Genomic DNA, 16927 nt, shown 5'->3' on the forward strand with positions numbered 1-16927 from the left:
GAGATCAGGAGTCTTATGCCTGGCAAGATCAGACAGTACTTCAGGGACAAGAAAGACGATGTGCAGGATTACACCGGCGGTAGCGGTGTTATTGGCAAGTTGGTGGTTGCCTTGCTGGTGGTCTACCTGCTGATTGCGATGGTTCTGGGTATCTACTGGAGCAGTGAGCCAGATACCTTTTCTGTACGTGATCACACCCGTACGCTGGCAAGCACCATGGATAGGGAGCCGGTGACCGGTTTTGCCACCACCGCCACCATGATCCGTATTGCCGAGACCCTGCTGGATAAGCCCGGCGGTTATATTTCCAACGATATCGCGCCTCCCGGTCTGTGGATGGACAATATGCCGAACTGGGAATATGGCGTGCTGGTCCAGTTGCGGGATCTTTCCCGGGCGATGCGTAAGGATATCAGTCGTTCCCAGAGCCAGTCAGCGGAAGACCCGGATCTGACCATTGCCGAGCCCCAGTTCCACTTCGACAGTGAAAGCTGGGCCATTCCATCGACCGAGAACGAGTACCGGCGTGGTATCAATGCGCTCAAGCGCTATCTGAATCGCCTGTCCGATCCGGCCCAGGCGGACGCCCAGTTTTTTGCCCGGGCGGATAACCTGAACAACTGGCTGGCGGATCTGGAAACCCGGTTGGGTAGCCTGTCCCGCACGCTCAGCGAAAGCGTGGGCAAGGCGTCGGTGTCGGATGCCGTGGCTAATCTGAATCCGGATGATCCTCTGGCGGAAGAGACCGGTGGCGAGGATGTCAAAACCTCGTGGACCAAAATTGATGATGTCTTTTACGAGGCGCGAGGCAGTGCCTGGGCGTTGCTGCATATTTTCCGGGCGGTGGAAGTGGATTTCCGGAAAGTGTTGCAGGACAAGAACGCCATGGCGAGCGTCAAGCAGATCATTATCGAACTGGAGGGCACTCAGGCCTCCATGTGGAGTCCGGTGATTCTCAATGGCAGTGGTTTCGGTGTGCTGGCCAACCATTCGTTGACCATGGCGGCTTATCTGTCACGGGCCAATGCCGCAATCAGTGATATGCGGGACCTGTTGTCGCGGGGCTGATAAGCGCCCTCGGCTGAGCTTTGGCTCAGGCACAAAAAAAGCCGGGCAGTCGTTAGACTGGCCCGGCTTTTTTATGGTCGAGGCGCAATCAGCCCTTGTAGGCGTTGATGGCGTCTTCGATAGCTTTCTTGGCGGCTGCAGCGTTGTCCCAGCCCTGCACTTTCACCCACTTGCCGGGCTCCAGAGTCTTGTAGTTCTCGAAGAAGTGACGGATCTGATCACGCAGCAGTTCCGGCAGGTCTTCGATTTCACGAACGTTGTGGTAGGTCTGGGTCAGCTTGTCGTGGGGCACGGCCACCAGTTTGGCATCACCACCGGCTTCGTCTTCCATGTTCAGTACGCCTACCGGGCGGCAACGAATAACCGAGCCAGCCTGCACCGGGTACGGGGTGACCACCAAGACGTCCAGTGGGTCGCCGTCGTCGGCCAGGGTGTGGGGGATGAAGCCGTAGTTGGCCGGGTAGAACATCGGAGTGGCCATGAAACGGTCAACCAGCAGGGCGCCCATGTCCTTATCCAGTTCGTACTTGACCGGAGAGCTGTTGGCCGGGATTTCGATGGCAACGTAGATGTCTTCTGGCGGGTTCTTGCCAGCGGGGATGTTGTCGAATTGCATGTGCGATCCTTCCTGGTACGTTAGGGTTCGTTTAACTGCGTTTAAAAAGTGGGCGCAATTATACGGAAGTCTCTTGCCATTCGAAACTAAACCTTGGTCACAGCCTGATCTGTTTGGCAATCAGCTCCTTCATGATTTCCGTGGTGCCGCCGCCAATGGACAGAATCTTGGCATCCCGGTACAGCCGCTCCACCACCGACTCCCGCATATAGCCCATACCACCAAACAGCTGTACCGCCTCGCGGGTGACTTTTTCGCACACGTCCACGGCGAAGTTCTTGGCCATAGCCACCTGTTTAATGGGGTTTTTCCCGGCCTGCATCAGTGCGGCACAGCGGTAGGTGTATTCCCGGGCGATGTCGATCTGGGTGGCCATGTCAACGAGTTTGTGGCGGGTGACCTGAAAGCCGGCAACGGGGCGGCCGAAGGCCTGGCGTTGTCTGGTGTAATCCAGGGCGGCTTCGTAGGCGATCTGGGCGGTCATGTAGGCCATGATGGACAGGCTCAGGCGTTCGGCCAGGAAGTTGCTCATGATGGCAATAAATCCGGCGTTTTCGGCGCCAATCAGGCGGTCGGCTGGTACCCGACAGTCTTCGAAGAAGAGTTCTGCGGTATCGCTGGCCCACCAGCCCATTTTCCGGAGTTTGTTGCCGGTGGTGAAGCCTGGTGTGCCTTTGTCGATCAGCAACAGGCTGATGCCGCCGTGGCCTTCGTCCCCGGTGCGCACGGCGACGGTGTAATGGTCGGCGCGGATGCCGCTGGTGATGAAGGTTTTGCTCCCGTTGACGATGTAGTGGTCGCCGTCTTTTACGGCACGGGTTTTCAGGTTGGCGACGTCGGAGCCGCCACCGGGTTCGGTCACGGCCAGGGCGGCGATTTTGTCGCCGCGCAGGACGGGTGGCACGATCTGTTCGCGAATGTCTTGTTTGGCCCACTTGGCCACCGGCGGCAGGCCGATATCCAGGGAGCCGATACTGGCCACGAAGCCGCCAGAGGTGGATCGCATCAGTTCCTCGGAAACTGCGACTTTCATAAAGATATCGCCTTCACCGATGCCGCCCAGAGTTTCAGGGAAGCCGATGCCCAGGAGTCCGGCGTCGCCGGCGAGTTTATAGATTTCACGGGGGAATTCACCGGCTTCTTCCCAGTCGTCAATATGGGGCCGCACGTGGGTCTCGATGAATTTCCGGGCGGTTTGGCGCACCTGTTCGTGGGTTTCGTTGAAGTAGTCAGACACGGATTGGCTCCCTGTGTTCTTGTTTTGCGATGAGGTGAGTGTCGCGCAATCCTGGCTACCAAGCAAGCGCTTGGTTTGGGTTTGTTCCGGCAATAAAAAAGCTGGCCCGAATGGCCAGCTTGTCAGGCGGAGTGCCTTACAGGGGTTTATGCACCGCGGGCAATGCTTTTCACCCCGTCACGTGTGCCGAGTAGCAGCAGGTCGGCCGGGCGGCGGGCGAACAGTCCGTTGGTGACCACGCCGACAATGTTATTGAGCTTTTCTTCCACCACCAGCGGGCGGGAGATATCCATGTTGTGGATGTCGATGATGATGTTGCCGTTGTCGGTGACAAAACCATCCCGGTAAACCGGATCGCCCCCGAGTTTTACGATCTCGCGGCCGACATGGCTGCGGGCCATGGGGATAACTTCCACGGGCAGCGGGAATTCGCCCAGGATGCCGACTTGCTTGGACTCATCGGCGATGCAGATAAAGGTCTTGGCGACGGCGGCCACAATCTTTTCCCGGGTCAGGGCACCGCCACCGCCCTTGATCAGTTCCAGGCCCTCGTTGGTTTCGTCGGCACCGTCGACGTAAAACTCGATTTCGTTAACGGCGTTGAGGTCGTATACCGGGATGCCGTGCTTTTTCAGTCGTTCGGCGGTTGCCTCGGAGCTTGCGACGGCGCCGTCGAAGTCGTTGCGGTATTCCGCCAGGTAGTCGATGAAAAAGTTGGCGGTGCTGCCGGTGCCCACCCCGACAATGCTGCTCGGTTCCAGGTGAGGGGCGATGTGATCCACTGCAGCTTTGGCAACGGCTTGTTTCAGTTCGTCCTGGGTCATGGGGGGCTCCCGGAGGTTTGCGTTGAATTTGGGCGCTATTATACGCCTGCAGCAACTCTGCTTATAGACGGCAAGCGTGCAAACTTTCTACACTGTGGGTTTTTCCTGATCACTCACCAGCAACCGGAACCATCATGCCGCAACGCTATATCAAGAAGATACTCGATGCGCGCGTCTACGACGTGGCCATCGAAACACCCCTGACTGAAGCCCGTAGTCTTTCCAAGCGCTTTGGCAACAATATTATGCTCAAGCGTGAAGACCTTCAGCCGGTGTTTTCCTTCAAGATTCGCGGCGCCTACAACCGGATTGCTCAGCTGTCGGAAGAGCAAAAGGCCAAGGGGGTTATCTGCGCTTCCGCCGGCAATCATGCCCAGGGCGTGGCTCTGGCCGCAAAGAAGCTGGGCATCAAAGCCGTAATCGTGATGCCGCAGACGACGCCGGAGATCAAGGTACGCTCAGTTCGCGACCACGGTGCCAGAGTGGTTCTCAAGGGCGATGCTTTTGACGAGGCTGCGGCCCACGCACAGGAGCTGATCCAGAAGCACGGCTACACCTACATCCCTCCCTACGACGACCCGGATGTGATTGCCGGTCAGGGCACTGTAGCCATGGAAATCATGTGGCAGTTCAGCAAGCCGATTCATGCCATCTTCATCTGTGTCGGTGGCGGCGGGCTGATTGCCGGCATGGCAGCCTATATCAAGTATCTGCGCCCGGAAATCAAAGTGATTGGTGTGGAGCCGGAAGACTCCAACTGTCTGCAGGCGGCGATGAAGGCCGGTGAGCGTGTGGTGCTGGATGAGGTGGGCATCTTCGCCGATGGCGTGGCGGTCAAACAGATCGGTAAGTATCCCTGGGAAATCTGCAAGGATCACGTAGATGAAGTGATCACAGTGTCCACGGATGAGATCTGTGCGGCCATTAAGGATGTGTTTGAAGATACTCGCTCCATTGCCGAACCGGCAGGTGCTCTGGGTGTAGCGGGTATCAAGAAGTACATCGAGCGGGAAAAGATCGAGGATGAAAACCTGATCGCCACCCTCAGTGGTGCCAACATGAACTTCGACCGACTGCGCTATGTGTCCGAGCGCACCGAAGTGGGAGAGAGGCGCGAGGCGATTCTGGCGGTAACGATCCCGGAGAAACCGGGCGCGTTCAAAACGTTCATCAATGCGCTGCACAAGCGCAGCATCACCGAGTTCAACTACCGCTATGCGGATGCTCAGAACGCCACCATTTTCGTGGGGATCCAGATTGCCGCTGGCGGACATGGCCGGGAAGAACTGGTGCAGGATCTTCGGGAAAGCGGGTACTCGGTGGTCGACCTTACCGACAGCGACCTGGCCAAGCAGCATATTCGCCATATGGTCGGGGGCCATGCGCCGACGATTACCAACGAAAAGGTGTTCCAGTTTGAATTCCCTGAGCGCCCGGGAGCTTTGTTGAAGTTTCTGATGTCGCTGGGAACGCGCTGGAATATTTCCATGTTCCACTACCGCAATCATGGTGCGGCCTACAGCCGGGTGCTACTGGGCGCTCAGGTTGAGGACAATGAGGTGGCGGACTTTGAGAGGATGCTCGACAAGGTTGGCTTTCGTTATGAAAACATGACTGACAATGAGGCTTATCGGCTGTTTTTGGGAGCAGGCAACGGGCGTTCCACCTGAGGGTGGAACGCCACAACTCTTACATAACGGTAATCTGTCAAAAATTGTAAAAATCAAGTTACGTGTTAGTCTTTCGTCTAATTCTGCGAATCAGTAATAGTTGTCTGATTTTCCTGCCAATTGAATGAAAGAATAACGGGAATCCAAGAAATGGGGAGCAAGCCTGACATCATTCGTGCCATTGTGCTCATCTTTGCTGTCGGCCTTGTGATTACGGGTTTTACGTCCATTCAGGCGTCTGAGGACAAGCGTGCCGACCGCGAAGCATCTGCAGTAGGCTATGTTCTGTCTGCCAATCAGGGTCTGAAACGGTAACAACGCTTATCCGTTACCACACCGTGTAAAGGCACATCCCAGGGCTCAATTGGCAACTGTTCCACGCGCTGAAAATCGTGGGCCAGGCCAACCAGCTTTGGTGCCATGCAGGGCCTGATTCGGCTGAACGCGAAGGTTCGGTCGTAGAAGCCGCCGCCCATACCCAGTCGCCCTCCGGTTTCGTCAAACCCTACCAATGGAAACAGCACTGCATCCAGTGCCCAGGCCGGCTTGCGTCTTGAGCGCGGGAACGGGGGTTCTGGAATGCCGAAGCGGTTTGCCGTCAGTTGCACTCCATCAAAATAGGGGCTGAAAACCAGCTTGCCCGTGTAGATCGGGTGCAGAATGGGCAGGTAGAACCGGATGCCTTTTTTGCGAGCCAGATCAATATACAGGGACGGGTCAATTTCGCCGTCGTTGGCCAGGTAGATGCCAATGTGGCGTGCCCGGTGCAGGTCGGGGTGCCTCAGCAGGTTAAGGGCGAGACGTTCGGAAGCTTGCCGCTGTTCTTCAAACGACAGGCTTCTCCGTTTCTGGCGAAGAGTTTGGCGGAGCTGGCGGCGTGAGGCCCGATCATTGCCGGCGTCAAACGTCCTTGCTTGATGATGCGGATTCAAGATGGCGATTACCTGCTGCTGCGTCGTGAATTCGGCCTATGTTGTATCACATCAATAACGCCCCGTTAAAATTCTGCTAGTCTGCAGTCCGTTGTTTTTTCAGAGGCTGTATTCTGCCATGGATTTCCCCCGATACGCTCGCCTGTTGCTTCCTGCGGTTTTGATTGTTGCTTTGTCTGGTTGCGCGACCGGATCCCCCGAGGTTTACCGGGTGGGTGTTCGTGCGTTGGCTTCTGCTGAATATTCCGGTGCCCGCCACCATCTCCAGAGTTACCTTGACGGTGAGACCGAGAGTTATGAAAGCAGTCGGGCGCGCTATGAACTGGCTCGCTTGACGTATCTTGGCCTGGGCGGGCCAGCGGATGAGCGGGCAGCTGCCGAGTTGCTGGAGCGAGAGCTTCAGAAACCGTTTTCGGTCTACGAGCGCGAAGCGCGGCATTTGTTGGCCGAGATCTATCGGCGAGGGCAGGCAGAGAACCGTGATGTGTCCAGGTCGTTAGTGCTTCTCCGTGCGGCGGACTATCCGCGAGCCTTGATTGATCTCGCGATGATCTATTGGTCCGGGGAGCTGGTCGAGCAGGATCGCAAACAGGCGGTGGCACTGATCCCCGAAATCGGTGAGGTAGATAATGCTTCGAATCTGTTTCATCACCGGGCTCTGGCTGAATACTGCGGCCCCGACACCCGGGACAGGGTACCTGCCTGGGCCTGTCTGGATGAGGAAGGCGAGTTTATTCTCCAGAGTGCAGACGAGGTATGGCGCGCAAGTCGTCCGGACACCGATGCAGGCACCATGCGCTACCTGGCTACATTGTATCCGGCCCTGGTGGATCCCAGTGCGCAACGCCGGGTAGCGTGGTACCGGTATGCCGGAGATAAAGGCAGCGCCCGCGCTCAGTACATGATGGCCCAAATATACGGAGCGTCAGATTCACCTTGGTTTAACCCTGCCGAAGCAGAGCAATGGCTGCAACGGTCGGCCGATCAGAACTACCCGAAAGCACTGCTGGCCCGAGGTGTGGCACTGGCTCGCGGACAGCAGCGTTCCGAGGCTGATTATCTTGAGGCGCTGGATCAACTGGAGCGTGCGGCCGACCGGGGCGAGAAAGAGGCGAATCTCTGGTTGGCTCACCTGTATCTGAATCCCGCAGAGGGGCGCTCGATGCAGGTGGGTCTGGCCGTTGCGCGTCTCGAACAGATAGAACGGGAAGACGATCGGGCCAAGCACTTGCTGGCCGATATCTATCTCTCGAGCCTGCCGGGTATGGCCGAAGAACAGCATCGCCGAGCCTTGGAACTGTTAGAAGGCATGGCTTACCGGGATGCGGAGGCGGCCTACAAACTTGGTGCGATCTACAGTCAGGGGCTGGCCAGTATTCCCCCCAGTCTGGTGGATGCTGTAGGTTGGTTGAGGCGCGCCGCTGATAAGGGCCACCTGCCCGCACAACTGCTTTTGGCGCGAGAGTTGTGGCAGGACGGCCGGGATGAGAGCGCTGCGAAAGCTCGCGAGCGGTTTGTGCTTATGCCGGTTGCCGATGTGCCGGAAAACCTGCGTCAAGCTGTCTCCAATGCGCGCTATCGACAGGCAATGTATTACGCCGGTCAGGCCGAGGTTCATACAGAAGAAATTCGAAAGCTTCTGGAGATGGCGGCGGAGGAGGAGAACATGGCCGCCCTGGCGTACCTCGGGCTGATGTACTACCGGGGTGAGCGGGTGGCCGCGGACGATGAGCTGGCCTATCAGTACCTGGAACGCTGGGATTCGCTGTACCAGCAACGAAAGAATCAGGCCAAGTCGGACGAATCAGTGTGGTCTGGATTGTTGTTCGATGAGCGGTTCGGTAACCAGGAGGTTCAGGACGCTTTGCTGCACTTGAGATTCAGGAAGTCGCAATCGGAGTAACGGTGAAAAGCTTCCCGGGCTGCCGTTATCGGATGTAGCCCTTGAACCCAGAAGTTCAAGGTCGGTGGCCGCTGTGACATATTAGGCTTTCCCCCTTGGGGGACATGCTCACAATGCCCTGAAGTAGCCACCTGGGTAATGCGCATCGGCTCGAGGACGTACCCGACCAGCGAACAGCCCAGGAAGTTGGTTCCATTATACGGGCAGGGCCGGGGAGGATTGCAACCCCGTTTCCGGATTCTTTCCGGATCAGTTGCCCGAAGGCTCTCCCAGCGCTTCATCAAGCCGGTTATCCATGGCACGCAGGATGCTGCTGGTGGCGTCCGACATGGTGTCGCGCTCCAGCAGTTCATGGGTGATGTTCAGGGCGGCCATCACGGCAATGCGCTCGGTACCGAATACCTTGCCGCTGGAGCGGATTTCACGCATTTTGGTGTCCAGATGCCGGGCCGCACGTAGCAGGGCTTCCTGCTCTTCCTGCGGACAGGCCACCAGGTATTCCTTGTCGAGAATCCTGACTTCCACGGTGGTTGGGGTCTGTGACATCAGTGGTGCTCCAGTGCCCGAAGACGGCCGATCATGGCTTCAATCTTGTTTTTGGCAAGATCGTTTTTGTGCATTAGCTGGGCCCGTTCCCGGTTCCAGTCGTCCTGCAGCTCCCTTAGCAGGGCGTTGTCTTTCTCCAGCTTGTCGCAGCGCTCGATCAGCTTGTCCAGCTTGTCCGCTAATGCCTGTACTTCGGACTGTTCCATGACCTGCCCAACATCGGTGATTTTGATGAGAGTTACTATAAGTGCGCGCGCCAGACCGGTCAATTTACCGCATTGTCATGGCGTGCCCGCCGTGAGGCCTGTCACCTTTTGCGTCAGTTCAGCTGGAATCCTGTGCCCCGAACCCCTGTTGTCGGCCTGCTCGCCAGGTGTTCAGTGCGGGCAGGGCGGACACTGCCAACGCAGAGAGCGGCACTGCCACCAGTAACAGCCACTCCTCCCGGGCCAGCGGCCGAAGCCGGATTTGCAGTCCGTAGTGTTCCAGTAGCCAGGGGCTGAGGCCGGCGATGGCGGCAGCGCCGAGCAGCAGGGCGAACAGGCAACTGGCCAGGGCAAGCCCGACGCACTCCAGGCTGTACAGGCCGGCAATCAGCCCCGGTGAAGCTCCGGTCGCTCGCAAAACGGCAATCTCCCGTTGCCGCTGGGCTTGCAGGGTGAGCAAAACCGCAATCAGTCCCACCAGGCTGGTGATCACGACAAAGCCGCTGATGCCCAGCAGGGCTTTTTCAAATTGCCCCATCATCCGCCAGAGCTCGCTCAGGGCCACACCCGGCAGGATGGCCGACAGAGGTTCCTCGCGGGCCTGGTTCAGCTCCCGTTGAACCTGGAAGGTGAGGATCGGGCGGTCCAGGCCAATGAACACGGCGGTGATGGTGTTCGGTGTGTAATCCCGGTTACGGGCCTGGTCGGCCGACAGGGTCCGGCCCGGGATGGCCACGCCGGATTCCCAGCCCACATGCATGGCTTCCATGGCTTCAAGGCTGATGTAAACCGCCTGGTCGACGGGCGTGCCGGTTGGCGCGAGAATGCCGGATACCCGGAATGGCAGGTCCTTGTGATTCGAGAAGCTGGTGCGGCCACCGCCATGGGAAAGGACCAGGTCGTCGTTCAGTTTATGGTCAAGCTGCCGTGCCACGCCGGCGCCGATCACCACGTCAAACAGGTCAGAAAACCAGTCTCCGCTCGCCAGGGTCAGCGGTTGGTCGTTGCCATAGCGGAAGCGGGCCAGGAACTGCTCGTTGGTGCTGACAACCCGAAAGCCGCGGTAGCTGTCGCCCAGGGAAATAGGTATCAGCCAGTCGATGCGGCTGTCCTCAGTCATGGACTGATAGGTGGACCAGCGAATGTTGTTGGTGGCATCACCGATGTGGAACACCGTGTAAAGCAGCAGATTCAGCTGGCCACTGCGGGCCCCTACGATAAGGTCGGTGCCGCTGATGGTACTGGTGAATGATTGTCGGATTTCTGTGCGCAGGTACTGGATGCCAAGCAGCAGGGTTACGCTCAGCGTCAGGGTCAGGCAAACGAGAGCCAGTACACGGCGCCGGTACCACAGACTGGCGGCGGAGAGGAAGATGGTGAGCTTGAGCTTGTTCATGGCGCCACCTCCAGGGCCATGCGATGATGAAAGTGCCTGGCCAGTGACTGATCATGGCTGACAAATACAACCGAGCTGTTACTGCGCTCGGCCAGAGTTAGCAGTAGTTCAAGAAAGCGGTCCCGATTGTCGCTATCCAGAGCAGACGTGGGCTCATCTGCAAGAATGATCTCCGGAGCACCGATCAGCGCGCGGGCGGCAGCCACCCTCTGCTGCTGGCCGATCGATAGCCGGGTCACTCCCTGGTGCCAGTGGCTTTGCGGAATGCCCAGTTGTGTCAGCAGGTGTTGGGCAGCTTCGGTGGCGGAGGGTAACGCGCGCGAATGGCGCAGATTTGATAGCCGGCAAGGCAAAAGTGCATTGGCCATAGCGCTCAGATAGGGCACCAGGTTGAACTGCTGGAAGATGACGCCCATATGATCGGCGCGCAGTCGATCCCGGGCGCCGGCCTTCATGGTGGTCAGTTCCTGATTCAGCAGCTGAAGGCTGCCACGGCTGGGCGTGTGCATGCCTGCGAGCAGTCCCAACAGCGTACTTTTACCCGTACCACTGGGGCCGTGCAGGAAGAGGTGTTCACCCCGTGTCAGCTGAATATCGGGGAAGGCCAGTTCCCGAGCCTGGTTTTGCCATCGGAAGTGCAGATTCCGGGTTCGGATGGCCAGAGTGTCCGGGCGGGAACTGTCCGGCGGTTGTCGTGTCTCGCTGTTCATATCCGTATCGTGCTCGCCGTTGTATGATGGCGCCGGTTGCTGATCTGGTTTTTTGGAGAACCCGTGTTGATGTTCACTGATGTTCTGTTCCGCAAGTCGCTTGCCTGCCTTGGACTGGGCTTGTTGTTATTGGTTTCCCTGGCGGTCCGTGCCGAGCCCCGGGAGATCGACTGGCTTGAGTTAATGCCTGCGGAAGATCTGGCGCTGCTCGAGACTATGCCGGAAATCGAACATGAGGGCGATGGCCCGCCCCTGTTGCCGGACGAAATCATGACCGGGCGGGTGGTTCCGGAAATGGGCAACGTCGAGGGCCGGATTCCGGGCTTCGTGGTACCGCTGAAAACCACGGAGGATATGCGCATTCTCGAGTTCTTCCTGGTGCCCTACTACGGCGCCTGCATCCATGTGCCACCACCACCCCCAAACCAGATCATCCACGTAAAATACCATGAAGGGTTTACCCTGGAGGCTCTATACGACCCGGTCTGGATCGAGGGTGAACTGGTGATTGAGCGAACCGAGAATGATCTCGGCACTTCCTCCTATTCCATGGTGGCGCAGTCGGTAGAACCTTACACCGAGTAACGGTTCAGCGGCCAACCCGGAATTGCTGGTCGCCGGCTTCCAGTCTTGTGGCGCCTTGGCCTTCAGGGCCGATCCACTGAACATCCAGGTGTTCCAGTGCCGGAAAGTGCTTCACCAGCGGTGTGGTCAGTGTCTGGTGATCGGCAAGTCCGTCACAGGTCAGTGATTGGGTAATCTCGATATCGCTGTGGTCGTTTGCTTGCCCGTCCTCGTGATCGTGGTCATGGTGTTCGTGCGCATGGTCACTGTGATGGCGGGTCGCCTCGGGCCACGAGCTGTGAAAGCTGGCATCTTCCACGTTGCAGTTGCCATCCTCAGTGTTAATCAGAGGGGTCGACATCAGCCACTGCTCCAGATCCGCCAGTTGCCGATGCTGTTGCTCTGTGCGTGGCTCGTGCTCGAAGCCAAGCAGATTGTATGCGGGTGAGCGAAGGAAGGCATCGGCGGTGTTGGTGTCTATGGCTACCTGGAGCTCCGCGTGGCCATGTTGATGGGCGCTGGGGTTGTTGGCCGCGCCCGCGGGCAGCGGAGCCAGTACGGCGCTTGCCAGTGCCACGGTCATGAGAGGCATAACGTATCTGCGCATCGGGTCATCCTGTCCATATCTGATATGTTATAACATTTTTGTCTGACGTGAAGATAAAAGCAACCCCGCCTGCCCGGGTATTCGTGCCAGGATTTCCCCAGAATGCTAGGATACGGTATTCGTCGGGGCACCGCCCCAGCGCGTATCTGAACGTACACCACCGATTTAAGGAAACGGCAGCTTCATGTCCGAAACCGATACCTCCGCCGCCCGTGCGGCTGAATTTGAACGCTGGGCCAACGTGTTTACCGCACACAAGGCGTTCAGCCACCCCTCTGAGCTGCATGGCGTGCTCTGTGGCCGGCTGGCGGCAGGCTCCCGTATTGACGAGCCCGAGTGGCTGGCCATGGTTTGCGAACACATGGGGCTGGCTGATGAAGCGGCTGAAGAGTCGGATGACCTCGCCCCTTTTATGAACAACGCCTACGGCAAAACGCTCAAGCAATTGCAGTCCACCGACATGAGTTTTCAGCCGTTATTGCCAGATGACGACTATGCCATCGAACAACGACTGGAAGCCCTGGTGGCCTGGGTTCGAGGATTTCTGGAAGGCATGGCGCTGGCGGCCGGCGCTTCCCTTGGCCAGGCCCCGGATGAGATCCGGGAGCTGATCGAGGATATGGTGGCCATCAGCCAGCTGTCAGAGGACGAAGAATCCGACGACGAAAGTGAACAGCAACTGCTTGAAATTACCGAGTACGTGCGCCTTGGCGCGCTGGCGGTGTTCACCGAGTTCAATGAGCCGGAGAAGCCGGCAGGCGATTCGCCCACCCTGCACTGATCAGGAGCTATCATGGCTGTGACCATTCCCGTGAAAGAGTTTGCCGAGCGCCGTCGCAAGTTGATGGACCGGATGGCCCCGGACAGCATCGCCATTCTGCCTGCGGCGCCGGAGCGGGTGCGTAACCGCGATGTGTTACACCCGTTTCGTCAGGACAGCGATTTCCAGTATCTGACCGGCTTCGGCGAGCCCGAAGCGGTGTTGGCCCTGATTCCAGGCCGCGAGCATGGTGAAGCGGTTCTGTTCTGCAAGGAGAGGAATCCGGAGAAAGAGCTCTGGGATGGTTTTCTGGTGGGCCCTGAGGGCGCCATCGAACGTTACGGCTTCGACGATGCTTTCCCCATTGCGGATATCGACGATATTCTGCCCGGCATGATTGAAGGCCGAAGCCGGGTCTACTATCCGCTGGGCAAGGATCCGGCATTCGATAACCGGGTGATGGACTGGCTCAAGGTGATTCGCAGCAAGGTTCGTTCCGGAGCGCACCCCCCTGGGGAGCTGGTGGCGCTGGAGCACCTGCTGCATGATATGCGGCTGTACAAGAGTGCTGCCGAAATCAAGGTGATGGCAAAGGCCGGCCAGATCAGTGCCGAGGCCCACTGCCGGGCCATGAAGCGGGCTCGTCAGGGCGGGTATGAGTACAATCTTGAAGCTGAACTGATTCATACCTTTATGGAGCATGGTGCGCGCTCTACCGCTTATCCCTCCATCGTAGGTGGTGGTGCCAACGGCTGCATCCTGCACTACATCGAAAATGCGGCACCGCTGAAAGACGGCGACCTGGTACTGATAGACGCGGGTTGTGAGCTGGAATGCTACGCCTCGGACATCACCCGCACCTTCCCGGTCAGTGGCAAGTTCAGCCCGGAACAGAAGGCGCTTTACGAAGTGGTGTTGGCGGCCCAGTACGCGGCGATCGATGCGGTGAAGCCGGACAATCACTGGAACCAGCCCCATGAAGCGGCTCTGAGGGTGCTGACCCAGGGCCTGATCGATCTGGGCCTGCTCGCAGGCACGCTGGACGATGCTCTGGCCAACGAATCCTACAAACCTTTCTTTATGCACCGCACTGGCCACTGGCTGGGGCTGGATGTCCATGATGTTGGCGATTACAAGGTGGGCGATGCCTGGCGGGTACTGGAACCGGGGATGGCGTTGACCGTTGAGCCAGGGCTGTATATTGCGCCCGACAATACCGACGTAGAGCCGCGCTGGCGGGGTATTGGCATCCGTATTGAAGACGATGTGGTGGTCACCAAAGAGGGTTGCCGAAACCTGACCGAGGGCGTGCCGAAGACCATTGCCGATATTGAAGCTCTGATGGCGGACTGATTCAGTGAATACCGAGCGCGTGGATACTGACCTGATCATTGCCGGTGGCGGCCTGGCCGGGGCCACTCTGGCCCTGGCCCTGGCGCGCCTGGTGCCGGAACTGAAGGTAACGGTAGTTGAGGCGTTTCCGCTGTCACCAGAGGCGTTGCCGGAGGATTACCAGCCCAGCTATGACAGCCGGTCGACGGCACTGGCCTGGGGCTCCCGCCTGATCTTTGATCAGTTGGGGCTGTGGCGGCAGTTGTCTGAGCACGCCACCCCGATCCGCCACATTCATGTCTCTGACCGGGGTCGTTTTGGCGCTACCCGTCTGCATGCCAACGAACACGGTCAGGATGCCCTGGGTTATGTGGCAGACAACCGCTGGATGGGCCTGTGTCTGATGCGGGCTTTGCTGGACACCAGGGTAAGTTGGCAGGCGCCGGCTCAGGTGGAAGGCATGAAGCCCGTGGCTGGCGGTGTCCGGGTGGCCATCCGAAAGGATGGTGCACAGAAGGAACTGACCGCGCGTTGTCTGGTGATCGCCGATGGCGGGCGTTCCGGGCTGCGGGAGAAGCTGGGCTTTGTAACCCGCACCGAAGCCTATGGTCAGAACGCGCTGATAGCCAATGTCTCCACCAGCGACAGCCACCAGTTTACGGCTTATGAACGTTTTACTGAGGCCGGTCCCATGGCTTTGCTGCCCCATGGTTCCCCGAAGCGGCCGGGGCATCAATCGGCCCTGGTCTGGACCCTGGAAGACGAGGCTCTGGCCGAGATCCTGTCACTGTCGGATGAACAGAAATGTCAGAAACTGCAGGAACGGTTCGGTTGGCGTCTTGGGCGTTTTAGCCACATTGGCCAGTGCCATCATTATCCCCTGAACCTGACTACGGTAGATGAACCCGCCCGCCCGGGGGTTGTGCTGGTTGGTAATGCCGCTCATGCCCTGCACCCGGTGGCTGGCCAGGGCTTTAACCTGGCACTCAGGGGATTGATGACCCTGGTGGAACAGTTTCGTCGGGCGGTTGATGAAGGGATTTCTATTGGTGAACTTTCGGTACTGGGGCGTTACCAACAACTGCATCGGCAGGACTGGCAGCAGACGGTGCAGTTCTCCGATTCCCTGATCCGGATATTTGGGCAGCCGCTGGCGCCCGTTGCCGCGGCCCGGGATGCAGGGCTGGTGGGGCTGGATCTGTTGCCGGGGGCCAAACGCTGGTTCGCCCGCAAAGCCATGGGCACCGGTGGGCGCAAGCCGCTGGTAGGTTCCGGAGTGTCATCTTTCGAGGCGGAAAAACATGACAGGTGAGTCGGTGGGTGCGGCGTGTTTTGACATTCTGGTGGTTGGTGGCGGAATGGTCGGCTCGGCCCTGGCTCTGGGGTTGTCGCGGCAAGGCTGGAACACCGGACTGGTGGAAGGAGCCCGGGTTCAGGATCTGTTGGCCCCGGGAGCGACCGCCAGTCATACCGATGACTTCGAGCCCCGGGTCAGCGCCATCTCCCTGGCCAGTGAGCAGCTGCTGGATCGTCTCCGGGCCTGGCGCCATGTCCAGGCCGGCAGGCATTGCGGCTATCGCGGCATGACGGTCTGGGATGCCGACGGCACCGGGCGAATTCACTTCGATGCGGCTGAACTTCATGCTGATACCCTGGGTACCATCGTTGAGAACCGGTCGATTGTCCGCGCTTTGTTTACCGAGCTGGCGGACAGTAACGTTACGGTGATGGATGGTGTGCGTGTGCAGGGCTGGAGTGCTGGAGCCGGCATCCAGTTGGACGATGGCCGAACGCTGTCCGCCAAACTGGTGGTCGGGGCCGATGGTGCCCAGTCGCGGCTGCGCCAGTGGTCGGGACTGGCTACCCGGGAATGGGATTACGATCAGCAAGCCATTGTGTGCACCGTCCGTACCCGGCAGCCGCACCAGTACACTGCGTGGCAGCGTTTTTCGCCCACCGGGCCGCTTGCGTTTTTGCCGTTGTTGACGGAGTCTGGAGACGAGCACTATTGCTCTATCGTCTGGTCACAGGATACGGCGGAAGCCCGCCGCCTGATGGCGTTGGAGACCGAGCAATTCCGGTTGGAGCTGGAGCGGGCGATTGAGCAGCAGCTCGGGGTTATCGAATCCGTTTCGCGCCGCTTTGCGTTTCCGCTGCGTCAGCGTCATGCCAAGGAGTATGTTGCCGACGGCCTGGCACTGGTGGGCGATGCTGCCCACACCATTCACCCGCTCGCCGGCCAGGGTGCAAACCTCGGCTATGGCGATGTGTCGGCCCTCCTGGACGAGCTGGGACGGGCCAAAGAACTGGCACTTTCGCCGGCAGACCAGACCGTATTGGCTCGTTATCAGCGCCGCCGTAAAGGCGAGAACCTGGCGATGATGGCGGCCATGGAGGGCTTCAAGCAGTTGTTTGCCCGGGATGAGCTGGCCATCCGGTGGTTGCGCAATACCGGTATGCGCTGGCTGGACAACCTGGCGCCGCTGAAGAACCGCATTGCCGCCGAGGCTATGGGTATAAAACGCTAACGGTTGTCCATTCTGAGTCGCCGGAACT

General features: G+C 58.9%; 18 protein-coding genes and 1 other RNA gene. 9 read left to right on the forward strand and 10 right to left on the reverse strand.

From position 1 onward, the window contains the following. The first annotated feature begins 15 nt into the window (after positions 1-15). Positions 16-1068, forward strand: a complete 1053-nt coding sequence (locus tag ACAM27_RS04920; RefSeq protein ID WP_011786852.1) for a DUF2333 family protein — start codon at positions 16-18, stop codon at positions 1066-1068. A gap of 88 nt (positions 1069-1156) precedes the next feature. On the opposite strand, the gene ppa is transcribed toward ACAM27_RS04920, so the two are convergent. From ppa to rpiA, 3 genes are all read right to left on the reverse strand, one after another. Next, positions 1157-1684: an inorganic diphosphatase gene (gene ppa / locus ACAM27_RS04925; protein WP_014422707.1), complete on the reverse strand. Its 528-nt coding sequence runs from the start codon at positions 1682-1684 to the stop codon at positions 1157-1159. A gap of 97 nt (positions 1685-1781) precedes the next feature. Beyond that, positions 1782-2921: an acyl-CoA dehydrogenase family protein gene (locus ACAM27_RS04930; protein ID WP_369612644.1), complete on the reverse strand. Its 1140-nt coding sequence runs from the start codon at positions 2919-2921 to the stop codon at positions 1782-1784. Between the two features lie 146 nt (positions 2922-3067). Further along, positions 3068-3745: a ribose-5-phosphate isomerase RpiA gene (rpiA, locus tag ACAM27_RS04935; RefSeq protein ID WP_369612645.1), complete on the reverse strand. Its 678-nt coding sequence runs from the start codon at positions 3743-3745 to the stop codon at positions 3068-3070. 134 nt (positions 3746-3879) lie between these two features. Between rpiA and ilvA the strand changes: the two genes are divergently transcribed. Together ilvA and ACAM27_RS04945 are read left to right on the forward strand one after the other, a co-directional pair. Further along, entirely contained in the window at positions 3880-5415 is a 1536-nt protein-coding gene (gene ilvA / locus ACAM27_RS04940) for a threonine ammonia-lyase, biosynthetic (RefSeq protein ID WP_219194283.1), read from the forward strand. A gap of 150 nt (positions 5416-5565) precedes the next feature. After that, positions 5566-5730 (forward strand): hypothetical protein, encoded by a 165-nt coding sequence (locus ACAM27_RS04945; protein ID WP_022993092.1) that lies wholly within the window; start codon positions 5566-5568, stop codon positions 5728-5730. Here the strand turns inward: ACAM27_RS04945 and ACAM27_RS04950 are convergent. Beyond that, positions 5712-6347, reverse strand: a complete 636-nt coding sequence (locus ACAM27_RS04950) for a 5-formyltetrahydrofolate cyclo-ligase (RefSeq protein ID WP_014422703.1) — start codon at positions 6345-6347, stop codon at positions 5712-5714. The genes ACAM27_RS04945 and ACAM27_RS04950 overlap by 19 nt on opposite strands. A 118-nt stretch (positions 6348-6465) precedes the next feature. On the opposite strand from ACAM27_RS04950, the gene ACAM27_RS04955 reads away from it, so the two are divergent. Continuing rightward, positions 6466-8250: a tetratricopeptide repeat protein gene (locus tag ACAM27_RS04955; protein ID WP_369612646.1), complete on the forward strand. Its 1785-nt coding sequence runs from the start codon at positions 6466-6468 to the stop codon at positions 8248-8250. Positions 8251-8257: 7 nt separating this feature from the next. Here ACAM27_RS04955 and ssrS read toward each other — a convergent pair. From ssrS to ACAM27_RS04980, 5 genes are all read right to left on the reverse strand, one after another. Further along, positions 8258-8438: non-coding RNA, 6S RNA (gene ssrS, locus ACAM27_RS04960), on the reverse strand. A 61-nt stretch (positions 8439-8499) separates the two neighbouring features. Further along, entirely contained in the window at positions 8500-8796 is a 297-nt protein-coding gene (locus ACAM27_RS04965) for a cell division protein ZapA (protein WP_011786846.1), read from the reverse strand. Then, on the reverse strand, positions 8796-9002 hold the full coding sequence (locus ACAM27_RS04970) for a TIGR02449 family protein (protein WP_011786845.1): 207 nt from the start codon (positions 9000-9002) through the stop codon (positions 8796-8798). The genes ACAM27_RS04965 and ACAM27_RS04970 overlap by 1 nt, the downstream gene beginning before the upstream one ends. Before the next feature lie 118 nt (positions 9003-9120). Next, the gene (locus ACAM27_RS04975) at positions 9121-10398 is read right to left on the reverse strand and encodes an ABC transporter permease (protein WP_014422701.1); all 1278 of its coding nucleotides are present in this window, start codon (positions 10396-10398) and stop codon (positions 9121-9123) included. Continuing rightward, the gene (locus tag ACAM27_RS04980) at positions 10395-11108 is read right to left on the reverse strand and encodes an ABC transporter ATP-binding protein (RefSeq protein ID WP_222534001.1); all 714 of its coding nucleotides are present in this window, start codon (positions 11106-11108) and stop codon (positions 10395-10397) included. Before ACAM27_RS04980 ends, ACAM27_RS04975 begins: the two co-directional genes overlap by 4 nt. 69 nt (positions 11109-11177) lie before the next feature. Between ACAM27_RS04980 and ACAM27_RS04985 the strand changes: the two genes are divergently transcribed. Further along, complete coding sequence (locus ACAM27_RS04985; protein ID WP_031211356.1) at positions 11178-11693, forward strand: DUF3299 domain-containing protein; 516 nt, start codon at positions 11178-11180, stop codon at positions 11691-11693. Positions 11694-11697: 4 nt separating this feature from the next. Here ACAM27_RS04985 and ACAM27_RS04990 read toward each other — a convergent pair whose 3' ends face one another. Then, positions 11698-12279, reverse strand: a complete 582-nt coding sequence (locus tag ACAM27_RS04990; RefSeq protein ID WP_369612647.1) for a DUF2796 domain-containing protein — start codon at positions 12277-12279, stop codon at positions 11698-11700. Between the two features lie 184 nt (positions 12280-12463). On the opposite strand from ACAM27_RS04990, the gene ACAM27_RS04995 reads away from it, so the two are divergent. Genes ACAM27_RS04995 through ACAM27_RS05010 form a run of 4 tightly spaced genes read left to right on the forward strand, consistent with a single transcriptional unit; the run spans position 12464 to position 16899 of the window. After that, a complete protein-coding gene (locus tag ACAM27_RS04995; RefSeq protein WP_206853485.1) occupies positions 12464-13060 on the forward strand; it encodes a UPF0149 family protein in 597 nt (198 codons plus the stop codon). A gap of 12 nt (positions 13061-13072) precedes the next feature. After that, entirely contained in the window at positions 13073-14392 is a 1320-nt protein-coding gene (gene pepP / locus ACAM27_RS05000) for a Xaa-Pro aminopeptidase (RefSeq protein WP_023009601.1), read from the forward strand. 4 nt (positions 14393-14396) lie between these two features. Beyond that, on the forward strand, positions 14397-15683 hold the full coding sequence (ubiH, locus tag ACAM27_RS05005; RefSeq protein ID WP_014422696.1) for a 2-octaprenyl-6-methoxyphenyl hydroxylase: 1287 nt from the start codon (positions 14397-14399) through the stop codon (positions 15681-15683). Then, complete coding sequence (locus ACAM27_RS05010; protein WP_114433848.1) at positions 15673-16899, forward strand: UbiH/UbiF/VisC/COQ6 family ubiquinone biosynthesis hydroxylase; 1227 nt, start codon at positions 15673-15675, stop codon at positions 16897-16899. The genes ubiH and ACAM27_RS05010 overlap by 11 nt, the downstream gene beginning before the upstream one ends. Positions 16900-16927 lie beyond the last annotated feature (28 nt).

Source organism: Marinobacter sp. RI1, from assembly GCF_041155085.1.
GTDB lineage: Bacteria > Pseudomonadota > Gammaproteobacteria > Pseudomonadales > Oleiphilaceae > Marinobacter > Marinobacter nauticus.